This is a genomic window from Deltaproteobacteria bacterium (genome assembly GCA_022340465.1).
Classification (GTDB): domain Bacteria; phylum Desulfobacterota; class Desulfobacteria; order Desulfobacterales; family B30-G6; genus JAJDNW01.
The window spans coordinates 54,397-75,276 of the sequence record JAJDNW010000085.1; the positions used below are offsets into that span (position 1 = coordinate 54,397).

Annotated in this window: 20 protein-coding genes and 1 tRNA gene; 6 read left to right on the forward strand and 15 right to left on the reverse strand. The window is 55.7% G+C overall.

Features of this window, described 5'->3' with window-relative positions; genetic code table 11:
* Positions 1 to 312: 312 nt before the first annotated feature.
* The 12 genes from rseP to rho all read right to left on the reverse strand — a co-directional run bounded on the left by rseP (position 313) and on the right by rho (position 11,410).
* Positions 313 to 1,383, reverse strand: a complete 1,071-nt coding sequence (rseP, locus tag LJE94_12785) for an RIP metalloprotease RseP (protein ID MCG6910984.1) — start codon at positions 1,381 to 1,383, stop codon at positions 313 to 315.
* Between the two features lie 131 nt (positions 1,384 to 1,514).
* Entirely contained in the window at positions 1,515 to 2,672 is a 1,158-nt protein-coding gene (locus LJE94_12790) for a 1-deoxy-D-xylulose-5-phosphate reductoisomerase (protein MCG6910985.1), read from the reverse strand.
* Positions 2,673 to 2,702: 30 nt separating this feature from the next.
* A complete protein-coding gene (locus LJE94_12795) occupies positions 2,703 to 3,515 on the reverse strand; it encodes a phosphatidate cytidylyltransferase (GenBank protein ID MCG6910986.1) in 813 nt (270 codons plus the stop codon).
* A 329-nt stretch (positions 3,516 to 3,844) separates the two neighbouring features.
* Positions 3,845 to 4,594, reverse strand: coding sequence for an isoprenyl transferase (locus LJE94_12800; GenBank protein MCG6910987.1), 750 nt, complete (start codon positions 4,592 to 4,594; stop codon positions 3,845 to 3,847).
* Positions 4,584 to 5,141, reverse strand: coding sequence for a ribosome recycling factor (frr, locus tag LJE94_12805; protein ID MCG6910988.1), 558 nt, complete (start codon positions 5,139 to 5,141; stop codon positions 4,584 to 4,586). Before frr ends, LJE94_12800 begins: the two co-directional genes overlap by 11 nt.
* Positions 5,142 to 5,159: 18 nt before the next feature.
* Entirely contained in the window at positions 5,160 to 5,873 is a 714-nt protein-coding gene (gene pyrH, locus LJE94_12810; protein MCG6910989.1) for a UMP kinase, read from the reverse strand.
* A 2-nt stretch (positions 5,874 to 5,875) separates the two neighbouring features.
* Entirely contained in the window at positions 5,876 to 6,475 is a 600-nt protein-coding gene (tsf, locus tag LJE94_12815; GenBank protein ID MCG6910990.1) for a translation elongation factor Ts, read from the reverse strand.
* Positions 6,476 to 6,478: 3 nt separating this feature from the next.
* Positions 6,479 to 7,390, reverse strand: coding sequence for a 30S ribosomal protein S2 (gene rpsB / locus LJE94_12820; GenBank protein ID MCG6910991.1), 912 nt, complete (start codon positions 7,388 to 7,390; stop codon positions 6,479 to 6,481).
* A 266-nt stretch (positions 7,391 to 7,656) separates the two neighbouring features.
* Complete coding sequence (prmC, locus tag LJE94_12825; protein MCG6910992.1) at positions 7,657 to 8,553, reverse strand: peptide chain release factor N(5)-glutamine methyltransferase; 897 nt, start codon at positions 8,551 to 8,553, stop codon at positions 7,657 to 7,659.
* A complete protein-coding gene (gene prfA / locus LJE94_12830) occupies positions 8,528 to 9,607 on the reverse strand; it encodes a peptide chain release factor 1 (GenBank protein ID MCG6910993.1) in 1,080 nt (359 codons plus the stop codon). The genes prmC and prfA overlap by 26 nt, the downstream gene beginning before the upstream one ends.
* A 269-nt stretch (positions 9,608 to 9,876) precedes the next feature.
* Complete coding sequence (gene rpmE, locus LJE94_12835; GenBank protein ID MCG6910994.1) at positions 9,877 to 10,089, reverse strand: 50S ribosomal protein L31; 213 nt, start codon at positions 10,087 to 10,089, stop codon at positions 9,877 to 9,879.
* A 73-nt stretch (positions 10,090 to 10,162) separates the two neighbouring features.
* Positions 10,163 to 11,410, reverse strand: coding sequence for a transcription termination factor Rho (rho, locus tag LJE94_12840; GenBank protein ID MCG6910995.1), 1,248 nt, complete (start codon positions 11,408 to 11,410; stop codon positions 10,163 to 10,165).
* Positions 11,411 to 11,995: 585 nt separating this feature from the next.
* On the opposite strand from rho, the gene LJE94_12845 reads away from it, so the two are divergent.
* The 5 genes from LJE94_12845 (at position 11,996) to LJE94_12865 (ending at position 16,182) form a co-directional block, all read left to right on the forward strand.
* Entirely contained in the window at positions 11,996 to 13,378 is a 1,383-nt protein-coding gene (locus tag LJE94_12845; GenBank protein ID MCG6910996.1) for an HD domain-containing protein, read from the forward strand.
* Positions 13,379 to 13,502: 124 nt separating this feature from the next.
* Positions 13,503 to 14,177, forward strand: a complete 675-nt coding sequence (locus LJE94_12850) for an adenylate kinase (GenBank protein MCG6910997.1) — start codon at positions 13,503 to 13,505, stop codon at positions 14,175 to 14,177.
* A 188-nt stretch (positions 14,178 to 14,365) separates the two neighbouring features.
* On the forward strand, positions 14,366 to 14,569 hold the full coding sequence (gene rpsU, locus LJE94_12855; GenBank protein ID MCG6910998.1) for a 30S ribosomal protein S21: 204 nt from the start codon (positions 14,366 to 14,368) through the stop codon (positions 14,567 to 14,569).
* A gap of 71 nt (positions 14,570 to 14,640) precedes the next feature.
* Positions 14,641 to 15,924 (forward strand): bifunctional folylpolyglutamate synthase/dihydrofolate synthase, encoded by a 1,284-nt coding sequence (locus tag LJE94_12860; protein MCG6910999.1) that lies wholly within the window; start codon positions 14,641 to 14,643, stop codon positions 15,922 to 15,924.
* 182 nt (positions 15,925 to 16,106) lie between these two features.
* A tRNA-Arg gene (locus LJE94_12865) sits at positions 16,107 to 16,182 on the forward strand.
* A 111-nt stretch (positions 16,183 to 16,293) separates the two neighbouring features.
* Here LJE94_12865 and LJE94_12870 read toward each other — a convergent pair.
* Positions 16,294 to 16,713 (reverse strand): transcriptional regulator, encoded by a 420-nt coding sequence (locus LJE94_12870; GenBank protein MCG6911000.1) that lies wholly within the window; start codon positions 16,711 to 16,713, stop codon positions 16,294 to 16,296.
* 23 nt (positions 16,714 to 16,736) lie between these two features.
* Positions 16,737 to 17,099, reverse strand: coding sequence for a DUF6516 family protein (locus tag LJE94_12875; GenBank protein ID MCG6911001.1), 363 nt, complete (start codon positions 17,097 to 17,099; stop codon positions 16,737 to 16,739).
* 643 nt (positions 17,100 to 17,742) lie between these two features.
* Here LJE94_12875 and LJE94_12880 point away from each other — a divergent pair.
* Positions 17,743 to 18,528, forward strand: coding sequence for an MBL fold metallo-hydrolase (locus tag LJE94_12880; protein ID MCG6911002.1), 786 nt, complete (start codon positions 17,743 to 17,745; stop codon positions 18,526 to 18,528).
* A 389-nt stretch (positions 18,529 to 18,917) separates the two neighbouring features.
* On the opposite strand, the gene LJE94_12885 is transcribed toward LJE94_12880, so the two are convergent.
* Positions 18,918 to 20,880, reverse strand: a 1,963-nt coding sequence (locus tag LJE94_12885; protein MCG6911003.1) for a hypothetical protein, incomplete at its 5' end; no start/stop codon positions are given.

The window sequence follows — 20,880 nt, forward strand, 5'->3', positions numbered from 1 at the left end:
GCCGCTGTTCATAACGTTTGGCGAACCTAATCTGAGCGATTGTCGAGGTTGCCGCATATACAAGGAAGATGTTTTTCCGCTGAAAATAAATGAAAATAAGGAACCCCTAAAATTTGAAACGCTCAGTTTAGGGCGAAATAACTTTCTGACGCTATAGCACACCGGTCACTCAGACTCAATTTGAAATTCGCAATAGACAAGCTCATAGCTGACAGGGAACAGCTCATTGCCTGCTGTCGGCGATTCCCTGTCAGCTATGAGCTTTTCCCCCTGGACCCCTGTTTTCACACACCGGTTGCCCGGCAGCGGCCGTCAACTCGAAAATATGCGGGCGATGTCGTTGTAGAAAACGAAAATCATCAATAAAATGAGAATGAAAACCCCGGCCTGCTGGGCTATTTCCCGCATGCGCGTGTTTACGGGGCGCCGCGTGACCGCCTCTATCAGAAAAAACAGGAGGTGCCCGCCGTCCAGTATGGGGATGGGCAGAAAATTGATGATCGCCAGATTGATACTGAGAAGGGCGATGAAGAACACCAGGTTCAAAGCGCCTTCCCGGGCCTGCTGTCCGGCCAGTTCGGCAATCATGATGGGGCCGCCCAGGGTCTTTGTGGAAACGGTGCCCTGGATCAGCTTGACAACACTGACAATGGTGAGACGGGTGATGTTGTAGGTCTGGCGCAGGCTTTCAGCCATCGCCTCCACGGGGTTCAGCCGCTGATTGATGACGTCGCCGGCAGAGGAAATACCGATAATGTAGCGGTTGATATCCTCCCCGAAAATATTCTTCGACACCGACGCCATGGGGGTGACAGTGGTCGTAAACGGTTCCCATTGAGGACGCTGAACGGTCAATACGAGGGGCCGGCCTTCGGAGGCCATTATGATCGCGGCCATTTCCTCCCAGCTCGCCACGGGGGTGCCGTCGATGGATACAATCGTGTCTCCGGCCCGCAAGCCTGCCGCGGCGGCCGGCGAATCGGCCTGTACCCCCCCGATGCCGGGTTTCAGGATGTAGGTCCCGGACACTTGAAAAATGCAGTAAAATATGATCACGGCCAGCAGGAGGTTGAACAGGGGGCCGGCGGCAACGATCATCATCCGTTTAAAGACGTGCTTGTGGGTAAAGGACACGGCGATCTCTTCCGGGTCCACTTCCACGGTCGGGTCTTCACCCACCATCTTCACGTAACCGCCCAAGGGGATGGCCGATAGGCGGTAGTCGGTCCGGCCGATTTTCTTGCCGGCAATGCGCGGACCGAACCCCAGGGAAAATTTTTCCACCCCGACGCCGAAAAGCCTGGCCATCAGGAAGTGTCCCAGCTCGTGAAAAAAGACGAGAATACCCAGGACGAGGACAAAAGCTGTAATATTGGTAGTCATGCTCAACTATAAGAATGAACCCGGGTATAGTCAACACGCGTTAACGCATGATGCTTTGAATACTTGAACATTTGAATTTGATATTTGTTTCGAATTTGGTGAATTAAAATTTAGGATTTTTATATCCGGCCCTACAGGGCCGCGATCACCGCCGCGGCATGCAGGCGCGCGGCCCGGTCGACAGCCATTATCGCTTCCAGAGAAGGGCTGCCGCCCTCACCCAGCCGTGCCATGGTTTCCCGGATGACGCCGGATATCCCGGTAAACGGCAACCCGCCCTCCAGAAACGCCGCCACCGCGATCTCATTGGCGGCATTCATCGCCGCCGGAACGGTGCCGCCCATCCGGCACGCCTCCATGGCCAGCGCCAGGCAGGGAAATGTTTTCAGATCGGGTTCGGCAAACGTGAAGCCGCCGATTGCGCTGAAATCAGGCAGGGGCTGCCCCAGCGGCAGTCGCTCCGGGTGGGACAGGGCCAGGGCGATGGCGCTTTTCATGTCCGGAACACCGAGTTGGGCCATGATGGAACCATCCCTGTACGCCACCATGGAGTGGATGATGCTTTGCGGGTGAACCACGACGTCGATCATGGAGAGGTCGACCCCGAACAGGTGTTTGGCCTCGATCACCTCCAGGCCCTTGTTCATCAGGGTGGCCGAATCGATGGTAATCTTGCTGCCCATCTGCCAGTTGGGGTGTTTCAGGGCATCGGAAGGCTGAATGGTGTCGAAGGTGCGCGGATCCCTTTTGAAGAAGGGACCGCCGGAAGCCGTTATGATCAGGCGTTTCAGGTCCTCCCGCCGGTTTCCCTGCAGGCACTGGAAGATCGCGCTGTGTTCGCTGTCCACCGGCAGAATGTCCACCCCGTGGTCCGCAGCCATCTTCATCACCAGCTCGCCGGCCATGACCAGTGTTTCCTTGTTGGCCAGCGCTATGGTCTTGCCCGCCCGGATGGCCGCCACCGTGGGCTTCAGCCCGGCCGCGCCGACCATGGCGGTCAGCACGGTATGCACTTCCGGCAGGGTCGCCGCGATCCGATAGCCTTCGTCCCCGTAATGAATGCCGACCGCCGTGTCTTCCGGAAGCATGTCCTCAAGCCGCTGTGCGCCCTCCTCGTCGTAAACCACCGCCACCGCCGGTGAAAACTTTTTGATCTGCTCGGCCAGCAGGGCAATGTTGCTCTTGGCGGTCAGGGCTTTCACCTGAAATCGGTCCGGAAATCCAGCGACGACGTCAAGGGCGTTGGTGCCGATGGACCCGGTCGATCCCAGTATGCTGATATTTTTCATCATTTAACAACCACCAGGAAAATGCTCGGCTTAGAAAAGGTGCACCTTGAACAGGTACGCCACGGGGGCCGCAAACATGAGCGCATCGGTACGGTCGAGGATCCCTCCGTGTCCCGGCAGGATGCCCCCAGAGTCCTTAATGTTGGCCCCTCTTTTCAACCCGGATTCGAAAAAGTCGCCGATCTGTCCGGCGACCCCCAGCGACAGGCAAAATACCAGGCTGGTCCACCAGGACAGCTCCGGCAGGAAGATAGCCTTGAACAGAGCCCCGCAAAACAGATTGGCGCCGAGCCCCCCCAGAGAACCTTCGATCGTTTTCTTGGGACTCAACGCCGGATAGATCTTGTGCTTCCCGAAATAGGTGCCCACGTAAAGGGCGCTGATATCCCCGGCAAACACGATCACCAGGACGAAAAAGATCCATACGGCGCCCCCAGGCGCAACGCCGTCGCGAATCAGAACCAGGTAGGAAAACAGCAAGGGGACATACAGCGCCCCCAACAGCAGTTTGCGGGTGGTATCGATTATCTGCGGGTCGTTCCCAAAAAGCAGAACCGACGCGACGCCCGTTATACAGAAGCAGATGACGACGCTGTTGAGGATGCTTTCCGCGGACAGCTGGTGGGCGCCCCCCACGATCAAGGGGACATACAGGTACGCCACTACTTTCATGACCAGGGCGGCTGTACCCCCTCTAGCCGTCTGAGAGATGCGCAGGTACTCCCACATGGCGATCAGGGACGCCAGTCCGACAAACAGGGTGAAAAAAAGCCCGCCTTTTACGATGATATAGATGAGCAGAGGCAGGGCGCTCAGCCCGGTAATCCAGCGTTTCAGATGCATGTTTTTTTCCTAAGCCGATTTTTCCAGAAAAAAGCGGTGCGGGCAGTCAAGGGGAGTATAAAGGGAAGACAGGGCCCGTGTAAACAAATAAATTGACGCGGGCTTCGATGGCGTGACAGGGCCTGGTTCAACCGCCTGGCGCAAATCGGCCCCCTCCGGCGGGGCCTGGTCGAGTGACACAGAGACGAGCTCATAGCTCATGGCACGCTATCGGCTGTCAGCTATGAGCCATGAACTTTTTCCCCTGGAATCCTTATAGACAACCATTTAAGGCGGCTTTCAGGCAGAGATGAATGCACACCGTACGCGTCCCTCGGAAGCGTCGTCTTTCAGGCGTCCACCTTGCCGTAACGGCGCTCGCGGCCCTGGTAATCCTTGAGAATGCGAACATATTCTTCCCGGCTGAAATCCGGCCACAGCGTGTCGCTGATGTACAGTTCCGCATAGGCAATCTGCCACAGCAGGAAATTACTGATCCGCTTTTCTCCGCTGGTTCTGATCAAAAGGTCCGGATCGGGGATGCCCCGGGTGTACAGGTGGGATGAAACCATGGCTTCATCGATGGCGGCGGGCGGGAGTTTTCCATCGGCGGCGGCCGAGGCCAACATGCGCGCCATGCGGACAAGCTCCGACCTGGCACCGTAGCTCAGGGCCAGGTTCAGCAACAGGCCCGTGTTGCCTTCCGTCGCCCGCATGGTGTCGAGCAGAAGCTTCCGAACAGCGGCCGGCAAACGGTCGATCTCCCCGATGGCGTTCAGCCGGACGTTGTTTTCAAGCATCTCCGCCTGCTCCGATTTGAGAAAACGCTTTAAAAGGGTCATCAGAGCGTTGATTTCGGCGGCGGGGCGCTGCCAGTTTTCGGTCGAAAATGCGTAGAGGGTCAGCACCGGGATTCCCAGTTCGCGACTGGCACGTACGACCATGCGAACGGTGTCGGCGCCCTTTTCATGGCCCCTTACCCGGTTCAGCATGCGCTTCTTGGCCCAGCGTCCGTTGCCGTCCATGATGATGGCGACGTGGGACGGCATTGCGGCGGTATCGAGTCCGGCCCGGGCAGCCGGGTCTGCGCTAGAATTCAAGGATCTCTTTCTCTTTTTCCTTGTAGATGTCGTCGATCTTTTCTATGCACCCGTCGGTAATCTTCTGAACGTCGTCCTGGGCCTTGAAGGCGTCGTCTTCGGAGATGTCCCCGTCTTTCTTCATGGCCTTTAACAGTTCATTGGAATCCCGCCGGATGTTGCGGGCCGCGACCTTATGCTCCTCGCACATTTTGTGGACCACCTTGACCAGTTCCTTGCGGCGTTCTTCCGTCAGCGGTGGAATGGCGAGGCGGATGATTTTTCCGTCGTTGGAGGGCGTCAACCCGAGGTCCGATTTCAAGACCGCTTTTTCGATCTCCTTCAGCACGGAAGCGTCCCACGGCTGAATGGTAATCAGGCGGCTCTCCGGAACGGCCAGTGTCGCCATCTGGTTCAAGGGTGTCATGGTCCCATAGTAATCCACCCGGATACCGTCAAGAAGCGACAGGGAGGCCCGTCCCGTCCTGATCCGCTTCAATTCGTTCTTAAGGGCGGTAATCGTTTTACTCATGCGTTCTCTGGTATCTTCGTGAACTTCTGCTATCATGTTCCGTCACCCCTTAAATCAATGAATGAGTGTACCGATATCCTCTCCGCAACTGACCCTTTTGATGTTGCCCTTTTCTTTCAGGCTGAAAACGACCAGGGGAAGCCTGTTGTCCATGGCGAGCGATATGGCCGTCATGTCCATCACCTTCAGCTGTTTTTCCAGTACCTCCATGTAGTTGATCTCTTTGTAAACGCTGGCCGACGGGTTCGTTTCGGGATCCGCATCGTAGAGGCCGTTCACTTTCGTAGCCTTGAAAAGGATCTCGGCATGTATCTCCTGGGCCCGTAAAACCGCTGCCGTGTCCGTTGTGAAATAGGGATTTCCGGTACCGGCCGCGAAAATGACGACCCGCCCCCGCTCGAGGTGCCTTGCCGCACGCCTGCGGATGTAGGGTTCGGCCACTTCATGCATCGAGATTGCCGTTTGGACCCGGGTCTGGATATCGTTTTTCTCCAGTGCGTCCTGCAACGCCAGGCTGTTCATGATCGTGGCCAGCATGCCCATGTGGTCCGCCGATGTTCTTTCCATGCCGAAAGAGCTCGCCGCCACGCCGCGAAAGATGTTTCCCCCGCCCACGACGATCGCGATTTCCATGCCGAGATCGCAGATGGAACGAACTTCCGCGGCAACGTATTCCAACATTCCCGGACTGATGCCGAAATCCTGATCGCCCATCAGGGCCTCGCCGCTCAATTTCAGCAGTATTCTCTTGTAGCGGGGCTTCGCCAATATTATGACTCTCCGATCTGGAAGCGTGCAAAGCGTTTGATGGTGATCTTCTCCCCTGTTTTCGCGATAACGTCGTTCAAATAATCGGTAATCGTCATGTTGGGGTCTTTGACGTAGGCCTGGTGCATCAGGCAGTTCTCCTTGAAGAACTTGTTCAGTTTACCCTCGGCGATTTTGTCGACCATTTTTTCGGGCTTTCCCATCTCAAGGGCCTGGGCGCGGTAAATTTCCTTTTCCTTGTCGACAACGTCCTGAGATACGTCTTCCTCCACGATGCCCGCCGGATTGGAAGCGGCGATGTGCATGGCGATGTTTTTGACGAAGTCCAGAAAATCATCGGTTTTGGCAACGAAATCGGTTTCGCAGTTCACTTCCACCAGCACGCCGATCTTCCCACCCATGTGGATGTAGGATTGAACGGCGCCTTCCATGGTGGCCCGGCCGGCCCTTTTCTTGGCCGTGGCCAGCCCTTTTTTCCGCAAAAAATCGACCGCTTTATCGATATCACCCTCGCACTCGGCCAAGGCCTGTTTACAATCCATGATTCCCGCCCCGGATTTCTCCCGGAGCTGCTTGACCATCCCTGCACTTATTGTCGTCATTTTCTATTCTCCTGTATCTTCGGCGGCCGGTGCCTCTGTGTCGGCGCCCGTCGCTTCCTGGCTTTCGTCTCCGGTTTCCGGCTTGGCACCCTTGCGGATGATCTCGACCACCGGCCCGTCGGTACCGTCGGAAATGACCTTTCTTTCGCCCGGCTTCAAATCGGCGGAGGCCGCTTCGAGTTCAGACTCCCCCTCGACCTCCTTGTCGGCCTTGGCCTGCTGTCTCTCTTTGTAAAGCTCGCGGCCTTCGATACATGCGTCCGCTATGCGTGACGTGATCAGCCTGATGGCACGGATAGCGTCATCGTTTCCGGGGATGATGTGATCGATGTTGTCGGGGTCGCAGTTGGTATCCACGATGGCGACGATAGGTATGTTCAACCGCCGGCCCTCGCGAACGGCAATGGCTTCGTTCTTGGGATCCACCACAAAAATGACCCCCGGCAGTTTTGTCATTTCACGGATGCCGCCAAGCGTGTTGTCCAGTTTGACGCGCTCTTTTCCCAGTTTCAGGCGTTCCTTTTTCGGAAACATCTCGATCGAACCGTCATTTTCGATGGTATTCAAGTAATTGAGACGATCGATGCTCTGTTTGATCGTCTTGAAATTGGTCAGCATCCCGCCCAGCCACCGGTTGTGGACGTAAAACATCTCGCAGCGGTTGGCTTCTTCGTAGATGGATTCGCGGGCCTGCTTCTTGGTTCCCACGAACAGAACGGACTTGCCGCCGGCCACCGTTTCCCTGACGAAGTCGTATACGGACCGGAACATGCGGACGGTTTTCTGCAGGTCGATGATGTAGATGCCGTTTCTGGCTCCAAAGATATAGGGTTTCATCTTCGGATTCCATCGTTTGGTCTGATGCCCGAAGTGAACACCGGCCTCCAGAAGCTCTTTCATTGTAATGTACGCCATTTTTTTCTCCTTTACTGCTGGTTTTTCCTGCGCCCCCATCATCCCCGCAGGCGACTTTCCAAGTGTCTTCAACCCATTGAAAAGCACCGGCCTCCGGGTCCAGGAGCGGGTGTGATTAAAACGTTGATACGTAACAAATTATTTTTGGGCATGCAAGGTATTTTTTGAATAAGGCGCAGGGCGTCGGGTACCCGCTCCCACCCCTTGCGCCCCGCGCCTCACGTCTCATCTTTCACGTCTCACGGCAACCCCTTGCACCTTGCGCCCTACGCCCCGCGCCTCAATTTAACCACGCGTGCGATCCCGCTGTAGTCCTTGGCGAACGCTGTTTGGTCATAGCGGCCGGACAGCCGGGCCATCGCCTCGACGTCGGGCTCCTGTCCGTACCCTATTTCCAGCAACAGGTGCCCCCCCTCCCGCAGACAGTCGGGCGCGGTTTCGATGAGCCGCCGCAGGCTTCCGAGTCCGTCTTCTTCGCCGTTCAGGGCCTGCCGCGGTTCATAGCGATGGATTTCGGGCTGCAGGCCGTCGATGTCGGAGCGACGGATGTAGGGGGGATTCGACAGGACGAGGTCGAACCCTTCTCCAGCACATGTTACGGGCGCCAGCCAGTCGCCTGCAAAGAACAGGATCGCCTCCTTTCCGTGGGAGGCGCTGTTGGCGCGGGCCACGGAAAGGGCCGCGCTGGAAATGTCCGAGGCGAAATAGCGGTGCCCCGGCCGTTCCCCCGCCAGGGAGATGATCACGGCCCCCGAACCCGTGCCCAATTCCAGGATACGACCGGGTCGGCCGGCATCCCAGGCGTCCACGACCGCCACGGCGGTTTCCACCAGACACTCGGTTTCGGGCCTGGGGATCAGCACGTCCCGGTTGACGTGAAAATCGAGGGACCAGAACTCCCTGCTCCCGGTGATGTAGGCCACCGGCTCCCGCGCCAGGCGCCTTTTTATGAGGGTTTTGAACGCCCTCAATTCGTCTGCGTTCATGGGGCGGTCGTATTGCAGATAAAGATCGAGCCGCTGCAATCCGAGTGCATGCGCCAGCAGCACCTCGGCCGTGGAGCGCGGGTTGTCTATGGCTTGGGTTTTAAAGTAACCGGTCGTCCACTCGAGAAGCTTGAGAATGGTCCAGGGGCCTTCACTGGATGGTTGCGGCGCTTTCATGCTTCAGTGTCTGTGCCTGGTAGAAGGTAGTCAGCTCGTCGACGATTTCGTTGATGTCGCCCTGCAGGATGCTTTCCAGTTTGTAAAGCGTGAGCCCTATCCTGTGGTCGGTCACCCGCCCCTGCTGATAGTTGTAGGTTCGGATGCGTTCGCTCCTGTCGCCGGATCCCACCTGGCATTTGCGCTGCTCGGAGCGTTCCTCGTTCTGTTCCCTGACCATGGTGTCGAAAAGACGCGAACGCAGCACCTTCAGAGCCTTGGCCTTATTCTTGTGCTGGGATTTTTCATCCTGGCAGGTGACCACGACACCGGTCGGCAGATGGGTGATGCGCACGGCCGAATCGGTCGTGTTGACGGACTGTCCGCCCGGACCCTGGGAGCGGTAGACGTCCACCTTGATGTCGCTGGGGTCGATCTTAACCTCCACCTCCTCGGCCTCGGGCAGTACCGCCACGGTAACGGCGGAGGTATGCACCCTCCCCTGGGCTTCCGTCGCCGGCACGCGCTGAACCCGGTGGGTGCCGCTTTCGTATTTCAGCCGGCTGTAGGCCCCCCGGCCATGGACCATGGCGATCACTTCTTTGAAGCCGCCCACGCCGGTGGGATTGTGGCTCATGATCTCGACCTTCCACCCCATGGTCTCCGCAAACCGGTTGTACATCTTGAAAAGGTCGGCCGCGAACAGGCCTGCCTCCTCTCCCCCGGTGCCGGCCCGGATTTCGATGATGACGTTTTTCTCATCCAGCGGATCCTTGGGGATCAGCAGTTTTTTCAGCTCCTTTTCCAGCGCCTCCTTTTCCACGGTCAACCGCTCGATCTCGTCCCTTGCCATGGCGTGAATCTCCGGGTCGTCATCTTTCAAGAGTTCGACGCTGCCGTCGATTTCCACCCCGATTTTTTTATATTTCCTGAATGCGTTGACGATCTTGCCGAGTTCGGCGTGCTCGCGGACGTACTTCTGGTAGGCCTCCAGATCCTGGACGACTTTCGGATCGCTCAGCTGCTTTTCGATCTCGAGAAAACGGTTTTCAACACCAATCAGTTTATTGAACATGGGCGCATACTCCGAAAGACAAAAACACGAAACGGGCGGTTTCGTGCTTTTCGGTCCTTCCGTGCGTTGCCGCGGCGAAAACCGGATACAGTCGGCCTCGGACTGCGTGCGGTCGTGTATGTCAGTACCACCTGCTTCGAACGCTTGTCGACTAAGGTGTCAGATAGCCCTCACCTCCCGGCCTGCTCTGTGCCTCCCGCGGGACGGCATGCAAAACGCCGGGGTCGTTGGGAAGAGGCTTTTTCGTATCGGCCGGAAACGGTTCCGGATCAGGACTTTTTCTGAAACTTCTCGTATTTTTTACGGAATCTCTCGATGCGTCCCGCCGTGTCCACTAGTTTCTGCTTTCCGGTGAAGAACGGGTGGCACTTGGAGCATATTTCAACGCTGATATCTTTTCTGGTGGAACCCACTTCCACTGTGTTGCCGCAGGCGCACTTTATGGTTGTATCGGCGTATTCCGGATGAATATCTGGTTTCATGTCTACTATAACCCCCTGCAATAATATAAATTAATGATTCCGGTCCGAAGCCCGGCAGCGCAAAAGCGCTTTGTCAGGCATTCATTGAATCCAGAAAATGTTTATTATCCTCTGTTCCCGTCATTTTATCAAGCAAAAACTCGAGGCTGTCAATGGGATTTAACGACGACAGCAGTTTTCTCAAAATCCACACCCGGTTCAGGGTGGCTTCGTCGAGCAGCAGTTCTTCCTTGCGCGTACCCGATTTGTTGATGTCGATGGCCGGGAAGAGGCGCTTGTCTGCGAGCCTTCTATCCAGCTGTATTTCCATGTTGCCGGTACCCTTGAACTCTTCGAAAATGACCTCGTCCATGCGGCTTCCGGTGTCCACCAGCGCCGTGGCGATGATGGTCAGGCTGCCGCCGTCCTCGATATTCCGCGCCGCCCCGAAAAACCGTTTGGGGCGCTGCAGCGCGTTGGAGTCCACACCGCCGGACAGGATCTTGCCACTGGGCGGCATCACCGAGTTGTAGGCCCGGGCGAGCCGGGTGATGCTGTCCAGCAGGATGATGACATTTTTCTTGTGCTCGACCAGCCGTTTGGCTTTTTCGATAACCATCTCCGCCACCTGAACATGGCGTTCCGCCGGTTCGTCGAAGGTGGAGCTGATCACCTCTCCCCTGACCGAACGCTCCATATCCGTCACTTCCTCGGGCCGCTCGTCGATCAGGAGGACAAAAAGCTCGATGTCCTTGTGGTTGGCCACAATGCTGTTGGCGATGAACTGAAGCAGCATGGTTTTACCGGTTCTCGGGGGCGAAACGATCAGCCCCCTCTGGCCGAACCCGATGGGCGTCATCAGGTCCATGACGCGGGTCGAATAGTTTTCCGGGTCATTCTCCAAATTGATCTTCTTTTCCGGATACAGGGGCGTCAGGTTGTCGAAGAGGATTTTGTCCCGGGCCACTTCGGGGTCCTCGTAATTGACGGCTTCCACCTTCAGCAGGGCGAAATAGCGTTCCGATTCTTTGGGCTGGCGAATCTGTCCGGACACGGTGTCCCCGGTTCGCAGATTGAACCGGCGGATCTGAGAAGGCGACACGTAAATGTCATCCGGTCCCGGAAGGTAATTGTAGTTCGGCGCCCTGAGAAAACCGAATCCGTCCGGCAGGATCTCCAAAGTCCCTTCACCGAAGATCAAACCGTCTTTTTCGATCTGGGCCTGCAGCAGTGCAAAGATCAGTTCCTGCTTGCGCATGCCCGCGGCACCGTCGATGTGAAGCTCTTTGGCCATTTTGGCCAGCTTGCTGATTTTCTGTTCCTTTAGTTCGACAATGTTCATCGATTCATAACCCCTTTTCATTGAATTTCTGTAAAGCCCAACGGCACTGAATTGCTGCACCTCGCCGGCAATCATCCTTACCGCATACCATTCTGTCTGATTTACATCAAAGGATCGTGAGCAGGCCGTTGTCTGCAGTTTGCATCTAACTCTATATAAAAATATGCGTATCTACGGGTGTTTTATGACCTGCCGGCTGTTTGAGGACTATATGAGTGTCTTTCTTGACCTTTTGATTATGCAGAATTCGGGTATTTTCTTACAAGGCGGGTACATGCCTTCACTTGTTCTGTGTATATAAATAATTCATCCTTGCCCCTATGTCAAGCTTTTTAGCGGGCTTCCACAAAGCGGCAATGGGAGCGGAAGCGCTTCTTGACGGAAACGGCGTAAACAACGTAGGGTATTGGTTACTCAACGCCCACAAGCCACCGAGTGATATGTAATGGGAAAAAAATAAAACCGATCACGAAAGCACGAAAACGGGAAAACACGAAAATTTTCATGGTCCTTTTCCTGCTTTGGACTTTCGTGTTTTCGTGATCAAATCCTTATCTTTTCCGGTTTATCCGGGTTAGGTCAAACATGATAAACATCCACCACCCATTGCCGGATACAAACGACGACGTCTTCCTGGTGGGCGGTTCCGTCAGGGACTCCTTGCTGAAGCAGCGGCCGCTGGATTATGACATCGTCGTAAAAACGGATCCGAAGCGATACGCCCGCGAACTGGCGGCCATGCATCGAACCCGTGTGATCGACATGGGCAGGGGGGCCAAGCGTATCTGGCGCGTCGTCGGCAGGAATGTCGTTTTCGACGTGTCCCTGCTCAAGGGCGCATCCATCGAAGAGGACTTAGGGCTGCGCGATTTCACCATCAACGCCATGGCCTGGGATATCAGGGCGCGCAAACTCGTCGACATCGCCGGCGGCCGGAAAGACCTGGCCGGCAAAACCGTCCGCATGGTATCCCCGGCTGCTTTCGATCACGATCCTGTCCGGCTGCTGAGGGCCTACCGCATCGCCGCCAAAACCGGGTTCGGCATCGAAGCGCGCACGACCGCCGCGATCGGGCAAAAAGGGCCCATGATACGGCTGGCCCCCGGTGAACGTGTCCGCAGCGAGTGGTTTACCCTGCTCACATACCCTTCCGCCGCCCCCGCCGTCAGGGCCATGGCAGCCGGCGGCCTGATCCTGGAACTGTTCCCGGAACTGGCGGATCTCAAGAAATGCCCCGGGAACCGGCACCACGCCTATGATGCGTTCGTGCACACCATCGAGACGTTCGGCCACCTCGAAGCCCTGACGGGCCGTCTCGGCCACACGCTCCCCCTATCCGCGGCGAGACTGGAAGAACGGATGCGCCCAAAGCGCTGCGCCGTCCTTAAAAATGCCGCCCTGCTGCACGACATCGGCAAACCGGCCGCCATGACCGTCGACGAAAAGGGCGGCCGGCACTTTTACGGTCACGACAAAACCGGCGCCCGGATGATCGACGGGATCGGACGGCGCTACAAATTTTCCAATCATGAACGGGAGGCCACGCGCTTCATCGTGCGGCACCACCTGCGCCCCCTGTTTCTGTTCAACCAGGCCGCCGCCGCACCGCCCGGCAGGACCCGCGCCCGCTTTTTCCTGTCCTGCGGGGATCTGGTCCCGGACATCGTCCTGCATGCGGCCGCCGACAGCCGGGGCAAAGCCAGAGAGGTCACGGAAAAACACCGGGCGTTTATCGAGTTCGCGGATCGGCTTTTAGACGACTATTTCACCGGCTACCTGCCGCGGGAAAAAGCCGCCCCCCTGTTGGACGGGCACGATCTCATGCGGGTCTACGGCCTGGCCCCCTCCTCCCTGATAGGCACCGTGCTCCGACAGGTGCAGGAGGCCACAATTGCAGGCCTTATCGATACGCGCCGGGAAGCCCTCGACCTGGCCGCTGTCATCCTCGGCAGGGAGAAACGGTCCTAACCCCGGCTTGAAGCTTGACAATACCCGCCTGGTTGTATAGTAATGCCGGCATCGGATCGGCAATCCCAGCGGGTTTCACACTTTAAATTGATATACATCCATATAAAGAGAAAAGGAGAAAAGAATGAACATTTTGTTTTTTGGGCCGAACGGCAGCGGCAAGGGGACACAGGGGGCGATTCTAAAAGACAAATATGACACACCGCATATCGAATCGGGCGCCATTTTTCGCGAAAATATCTCCAATGGGACCGAACTGGGCGCCCAGGCCAAGGCATATATCGACAAGGGCGATCTGGTGCCGGACGAGATCACCATCCCCATGATCCTCGACCGCCTGAAAAGAGACGACTGCAAGGATGGATGGCTGCTGGACGGATTCCCGCGCAACAAGAACCAGGCCGTCAAACTCGACGAGGCCCTCAAGGAAGCCGGCATGGCCCTGGATATCGTCGTCGAAATCCTGCTGGACCGTGAAATTGCCAAAAACAGAATCATGGGGCGCAGACTCTGCGTCAACGACAACAACCACCCCAACAACATCTATATCGATGCGATCAAGCCGGACGGAGACAAGTGCCGCGTTTGCGGGGGAGACCTGAAAACCCGCTCGGACGACCAGGACGAAGAGGCCATCAACAAACGGCACAACATCTATTACGACGCGGAAACCGGCACCTTGGCTTCGGCCTATTACTTCAGAGACCTGGCCGGAAAAGACGGCGGCATGAAGTACATCACCCTCAACGGCGAACCCAGCGTGAAAGCGGTTACCGAAGAGCTGCTTTCCAAGCTTTAGGGTTGAAACCCCCGCTTCAGGTTCAAAAATCGCCCGGCCCTGAAAAAAGACCGGGTGATTTTTTTGCTTGCAATCATTGAAAAACGTGTATATTTATAAATATTTTAACCTGAGCACTACCCATCAGACCGGAATGAAATAACCATCGGCGATCGTGCGGCCGATGGGACCAAAGGGGGCGATCGAGTTTGAAGGCAATTGAGGTAAAAGTCTACGACAACGACCTTGAAAAGGCCATGCGCATTTTGAAAAAGAAAATTCAAAACGATGGGCTTTTCAAAAGACTGAAGCTGAAGAAAAGTTATGAAAAACCCAGTGAATACAGACGCCGCAAACAGCGTGAAGCGCTGCGGCGCCAGCGCATAGCGGCTTCTCGGCGCAGATACAGATAAGCTGATTTCAGCATGCCGCCCGACAGGAAGCGTTTCCTGTCGGGCGTTTTTTTTTCCGGAGGCAACCGGTTATGGCCCCAAAATCATCTTACCAGGCCACCCTCGATGAAATGTTCGCCCTGCAGCGTTTCGGCATCAAGCTGGGACTGGCCACCATCCGCAACATCCTGAAAGGGTTGGGTAATCCGCAACGGCAATACAATTGCATCCACGTTGCCGGCACCAACGGCAAGGGATCCATCGCCTCCGGGCTCGCCGCCATCCTGCAGGCCGCCGGCTACCGGACCGGCCTCTACACCTCACCGCACCTGATCGACTTCAACGAAAGAATCATGGTCGACGGCCGGATGATTTCAGACAAACGGGTGGTCGACGCCTACCGCAAGGTGAAAAAGGCGCACCGGGGATCACGTCAGCCGACCTTTTTCGAGTTCACCACGGCCATGGCCCTGTACGAATTCGCAGAAAAGGGCGTCGAATGGGCCATCATCGAAACCGGTATGGGCGGAAGGCTGGACGCCACCAATATCATCCGACCGGCCGTGAGTATCATCTCCAACATCTCCCTGGAACACCGGATGTACCTGGGCGGCTCCATCGCCGAAATCGCCGGCGAAAAAGGCGGCATCATCAAATACAGGGTCCCGGTCGTGACAGGCGCCAGCCAGCCCAAGGCACGCTCCGCGCTGACATCCATCGCCGCACAGAAGAAGGCGCCGATTCACTGTTTCGGAAAGGCGTTCCGCGTCCGCAGAAACGGGGACGGTTCCTTCAATTATTACGGCCTGGAGCACAACTGGCAGCGGCTCAAGACCAGTCTTGTCGGCCCGCATCAGGTCGACAACGCCGCCCTGGTGCTGGCCGCCTGCGAATCTCTGATCCGCAGAAAAAAGGCAACGATCGACGAAGCCCATGTCCGGAAGGGCCTGCAGAAGGTCCACTGGCCCGGCAGGCTCGAATTTGTCGGTAAGGCCCCCCTCATCCTGCTGGACGGGGCCCACAACCTGGCCGCCGCCCGCAACCTGGCCCGCTTTCTGCGCGACAACCTGGCCAAGAGACCCATCACCCTGGTGGCCGGCATTCTGGACGACAAGCCCTACAGGGCCATGCTGCACCCCCTCATGCAGCAGTGCCGGCGGGTGATCGTGACCCGGCCCGTCATCGATCGGGCCCTCGACCCCGGAGTGCTTTACGATGTCGCCAAAGAGGTTGTCCGGAATGTGAAGCAGTTTCCCACGGTGGACGAAGCCGTCGCCCATGCCGTGAAAACCGCCAAACGCAACGAGGTCATCTGCATCGCCGGGTCGCTGTACGTGGTGGGAGAGGCCAAGCAGGCACTGGAAAAGCTGATTTGAGCGGATTACATCGTTAAAGTGAAACGTGAGACGTGAAAGGTGAGAGGTGAGAGGTAAAGCGAGAGACTCGTTTCACGTCTAACGTCTTACACCGTATACCCTACACCGAAGCCCCTTTACCTTAAACCATACACCGGATATATCTTGACATATCCAAATCGTTTCTCTATTTTCCATCCAATGCGCCCGTAGCTCAGTGGATAGAGCGTCAGCCTCCGGAGCTGAAAGTCGCGCGTTCGAACCGCGCCGGGCGTACCACAACAAAAACAAGGGCTTATGAGGATTTCATAAGCCCTTTTAATTGGTCAAATAATCCCATTTCCAACCCTATTTCCAACCGATAAAACTTGTTTTGGTGTAAAAAATAGCCTAGCAGCCTGTCTCACCCATTTGTGATATGGCGTCTTTGTCAAACATGAAATCAGGTAGATTTCTTCCGACTTGAATATCAAATCGCGTCGACAGTGCGACCGGCCTTTTACGCCGGTCTTCCTCTATAAAATCAATGAGTCGATGCCGGTAAAATGTTTTTAAGGTTCGGGATAAATTTCCCTTATTCCGCCCGGAGATTTTTGACAATTCATCTATCGATGCCGGCTTTTCTTTTTCAATCATTTTTAAAAGATCAATATTCCGGGTGCTTAATACCTGCATGCAAGTCTCGATAGATTCAAACCAGATCTTGGGTTCGTTTTTATTGGGTTTATATTTTCCTCTGGCAATCGCCATCGTATATTTTTGAAACGTCTCAAGCGGCATGATACCGACCTTGACAACCTTCTTTCTCATTTTTTTCGCCTCTCTTTGGTTTCTTAATCGCCCACAATCTCATTTACGCACTTCCAGAAATCGTCAATCAGCTGACTGGCGGACGAAAATAAGTAACGCTCGATCTTTTCCTGTCTGTGAATGTGGTCCCATGTGATAATCCGACCGGTATATTTCTTGGGTCGGCGCCCTTTTCTTTTGATTGCATGCGCATTATCCAATCCGAGCACCCTGGTATTGTTACGATCATGCAATGTCAGTGAGTAGCCGATACCATGTGGCCGGTGTTTGTCTTTGGGAACTTCACGAGCTTCGAATTTCACCCAAAAGCCGCTACCAAGCCAAAAGGAAAAACCATCTAAATCAAGCAGGGTTATTAATTCAGCATCTTCCGGCTCACAGTCCATTCATTTGCCCCTTAAGTTATCATCAGATCACAACCATGTCAAATGTAAAATCTAATAATTTTATAGTGTAAAATAATATTTAATTGAGCTATATTCTATATTATAAGCATCTATTAAGATGATAATCCATCCGCTTTTGTCATAGGCTAAACATTTCTCCATCTTTCAAAATCCTGACATTCGAAAAGTGATCTATAAACCGATCCGGATGAAACCCGGGCACCTGAGAATCATGCTGCAGGCTTCTCTCAACGGTCTGCAAGAGAAAGCCTGCCCGAAATGTGATAGCATCGCCATTGTAAATATCGATCTTTGCAGACCTGGTGTGCTGCTATCAAAACAACCCGTTTGAGACGGTTGGAATACCCCCATTCCTTGACCCAGTCTCCCAAATAAGGTATGAATCTTATATTGCATTGAAATCATCCCTGATCTGATGCTGTTTTTCTAAATTTGAGCCTGAGTTGGCCCGATTCTTGACCTGTTCTTACCTTTCCAGAACGTATCATCTTCTATAAAGCCCAACTCGCTGAAATGAAGGTGGCCGCTATGTATAAGATATCTCCAACGAATTCGACAAGTTTACTTAATTGCCTAATGAATGCCAAGCCTTGGTTAGCAATCACAAAAGGAGGATTTTAAAATGGAAAAAGCATATCAAATAATGCCGGATATCGAGGTTCTTCCATCTCATTTCCCGGTCCCAGGAGCAGGATTTCTTCCCGTCAATGCCTTCCTCCTCAAGGCAAAGGAGCCCGTGCTTATCGATACAGGAATGGGTATAGACAGTGAGGAATTCATGAAGGTTCTCGAGTCGGTCATCGATCCTCGAGATTTGAAGTGGATATGGATTACTCACGATGACGCGGATCACATTGGCAGCCTTCAAAAAATAATTGAAGCAGCTCCAAACGCGCGGCTTGCGGCATTCTCCTTGGCTGTGTTGAGGATGAGCACGGCTTGGCCGGTGCCAATGAATAGGGTTTACTGGCTGAACCCGGGAGACAGTATTAATGTGGGGGATCGCAAGCTAACCGCCGTAAGGCCGCCCCTGTTCGATAATCCTACGACCATCGCCGTCAAAGATGACAAATCGGAGGTATTATTTTCTGCCGATTGCTTCGGCGCCATTATCCCGTCACCGGCAAAACGTATCGATGATATTGACGAGTCGGTTTTGGCTCAAGGCATGATCGGCTGGGCGAGTTTGGACAGCCCATGGGTTCATATGGTTCCACCGAGCCAATTCAATCAAGGGCTGGACAGCATTCGTCAGATGGCACCAAAAGCGATTTTGTCGTCACACTTACCACCGGCAATAGGAAAGACCGAACCGTTTCTGGAATGGCTTGCGGCGGTTCCGCTATCCACTCCCAATGTTGCTCCCGACCAGACGGCCCTGGAGCAAATATTGACACAGGAAATATGAACCTGTCACCACTACGGCAATTATAGCAAGGTAGTTTTTATCATGTACCAGTGGGCAAATCCATTTCGACGGATTTGCCCCCTCTTTTTTCAAATTTATCGGAAAAATGGTATCGGCAATCGAGGGTAAGACAATTTTCATAGCGGAACGTGACGTAATCACAGGCTATTGATATGTGTTGACAACCTTGGGATCTCTCCATACGAAACCTCGCAGTGCCTCATCTGCCGTCCGGCTGACAATTCCCCTGTCGGGCGTGTAGAGGACTTGGCTTCGCCTACACTAAAGCCTCACCTCCAAGTGGGTGCGCCCGGGCGGTGGTGCACAACCCACGGGCGGCCCTCGTCGGGCCGCCCGTGGGTTGTGCCGGTTTCGTTTAAAGGCGGCGTTTAAAACAGAAGACTGTCGATGAAACAGCTGCTGCTGGAAGAAGACCCGCCCGACGATGCAGCGGCGGGCGTCGGCTCCTGAACCGCCGCAGCCATGGTCGGCCCGCCGTCATCGACGACGTCGGCATCTTGGGCGACAACGTTGTCATCCCCGCGTTCCCCGTCCACAAAGTGCAGGATAATCCTCTTGTTGACCGCATCGATCTCCGCACCGGTGTTCCCGTCGTAAAGGAACTCGTACCAGTGGTCCGTAGGATCCGAGGGCGTGGGACCGTACTTCCAGTAGGATTCAGGCACCGGTCCGTCGTTGAAGTAGAGCACGAGGGTGGTTGCTCCGCCCATCCCGACGCCCTTGACGGAAAACGAAAAGATGCCGTAGGGAAAATCCGCCTCCTCGGGTGGATTGACAGGGTCGCCGGTTTCAATATCCGCCAGCGTTCCGTTGCCTGCGGCGTGCGTGGCCGGATCTTCGCAGGCCAGGGTTACGTAGTAGGTATCGTCTTCCGTAAAACCCGAGGTCACATTGGCCTGCTCGGCATCGGCCGTGCCGTCGTCGTTCCCGTCGTAGGTGTCATCGCTGCCGTCCGGACCGCATTCGGTTTCATCGCTGATGCCGTCGCCGTCACCGTCGGGACCGAACCTTGCCGTAACGGTTTTGTCGGAATTCATGACGATGGCGGTCGTCAGCATGCCATCGTCCTTGACATCGCCGACCCACTCGATCAGCACCGACCCTTCCCCGGGAACCGCTTCGAGGTGAACGGTGGTGCCGCTTTCGTAGGTAAGACCGGGCGGGTTGACATTCACCTGGCCATCGCCTTCTGTCTGAACCGTGAGATCGTAGTTCGGCGGTATCAGGCTGAAATTGGCGGTTACGTTGCGGGTGCCGCCAATGGTCACCATGGTCGGATTTTCGCTACCCGAGAGAGCCCCGCTCCACCCATCGAAGCGCCAGCCTGCAGCCGGGGTCGCCGAAACAGCCACCTCAGACCCCTCGGCAAAGCTGTGCGCACCGGCCGCGGGGGTCGTGGTGCCCTGACCCGACACGAACATGGTCAGTGTGTACATGGTGGGCGGCACTTCGTTGTCAGCGATGCTGACAGAACCGTACGCCGTGTTGAAGTCGTTGTCGGAAGGAATCCACGCCGTGATGGTGACGTTGCTGGTGCCGTCCAGGATGTCGTCATCGAGAACGCGGATCCAGAAGCTGGCATTTTGAGTGTTGGAACCGATGGTCACGTATTCAGGGACCTCCAGGTCGATCTCGTTGCTCGAACTGAGGTACACATCCAGGGGCGTGGGCAGGGTGCCGGAAATGTGGACAAACCCGTGGTCGGCCAGGTCCCCGTCGCCTTCGGTGGCCGTGGGCGGCACGTTGAGCGTCAGCGCCTTGGTGTCGTTGTCTATGATTTCGATGACATCCGAGGTGGCGCTCTTTACGCCGGATGCGGATGCCGAGATGGTGGCGTACTGGTGGTCATCGTATTCGATGTCGTCCACGATGGTCATGTTGAAGAACACGGTGGTCTGCCCGGCGGGGATGGTAACGGAAGCCGGCACCGTGATTTCGGTCTCGTCGCTGGAGGCGAGGGTCACATCCAGGTTCTGGCCCTGTGCTTCGGATATATCCAGCGCACACTCCCAGGGCGATTCGCCCTCGGCAAAACTTGTGCGCACCAGCCGCAGCGTCAACGCGATGGAAGATCCGTACTCATAGCTTCCCATGTCCACCACTTCGCTCGCGTTGCCGTCCCCGTCTATCAGGCGCGTGCCCGCATCCAGATCGAAGGGGATTTTTTCATCGGTGTCGGCATCGTCGTCCAGGTCGTCCGCATCCGACGGCAGTGCACTGTTGGACCCCCTGTCGATGCAGGGAGAGCCGGCCGCGATGTGAAAATCGACACCCGAGACAAAGCCGGGGTCCTGATTCAGGTTTCCGGCGCCGGAATACCCCCCCTGAATC

Excerpts from the sequence above, each read along its gene's own strand:
- rseP (MCG6910984.1), bottom strand. The coding sequence starts at position 1,383 with ATGACTACCAATATTACAGCTTTTGTCCTCGTCCTGGGTATTCTCGTC.
- LJE94_12790 (MCG6910985.1), bottom strand. The coding sequence starts at position 2,672 with ATGAAAAATATCAGCATACTGGGATCGACCGGGTCCATCGGCACCAAC.
- LJE94_12795 (MCG6910986.1), bottom strand. The coding sequence starts at position 3,515 with ATGCATCTGAAACGCTGGATTACCGGGCTGAGCGCCCTGCCTCTGCTC.
- frr (MCG6910988.1), bottom strand. The coding sequence starts at position 5,141 with ATGATAGCAGAAGTTCACGAAGATACCAGAGAACGCATGAGTAAAACG.
- tsf (MCG6910990.1), bottom strand. The coding sequence starts at position 6,475 with ATGACGACAATAAGTGCAGGGATGGTCAAGCAGCTCCGGGAGAAATCC.
- rpsB (MCG6910991.1), bottom strand. The coding sequence starts at position 7,390 with ATGGCGTACATTACAATGAAAGAGCTTCTGGAGGCCGGTGTTCACTTC.
- prmC (MCG6910992.1), bottom strand. The coding sequence starts at position 8,553 with ATGAAAGCGCCGCAACCATCCAGTGAAGGCCCCTGGACCATTCTCAAG.
- prfA (MCG6910993.1), bottom strand. The coding sequence starts at position 9,607 with ATGTTCAATAAACTGATTGGTGTTGAAAACCGTTTTCTCGAGATCGAA.
- rpmE (MCG6910994.1), bottom strand. The coding sequence starts at position 10,089 with ATGAAACCAGATATTCATCCGGAATACGCCGATACAACCATAAAGTGC.
- rho (MCG6910995.1), bottom strand. The coding sequence starts at position 11,410 with ATGAACATTGTCGAACTAAAGGAACAGAAAATCAGCAAGCTGGCCAAA.
- LJE94_12845 (MCG6910996.1), top strand. The coding sequence starts at position 11,996 with ATGATAAACATCCACCACCCATTGCCGGATACAAACGACGACGTCTTC.
- LJE94_12850 (MCG6910997.1), top strand. The coding sequence starts at position 13,503 with ATGAACATTTTGTTTTTTGGGCCGAACGGCAGCGGCAAGGGGACACAG.
- LJE94_12860 (MCG6910999.1), top strand. The coding sequence starts at position 14,641 with ATGGCCCCAAAATCATCTTACCAGGCCACCCTCGATGAAATGTTCGCC.
- LJE94_12870 (MCG6911000.1), bottom strand. The coding sequence starts at position 16,713 with ATGAGAAAGAAGGTTGTCAAGGTCGGTATCATGCCGCTTGAGACGTTT.
- LJE94_12875 (MCG6911001.1), bottom strand. The coding sequence starts at position 17,099 with ATGGACTGTGAGCCGGAAGATGCTGAATTAATAACCCTGCTTGATTTA.
- LJE94_12880 (MCG6911002.1), top strand. The coding sequence starts at position 17,743 with ATGGAAAAAGCATATCAAATAATGCCGGATATCGAGGTTCTTCCATCT.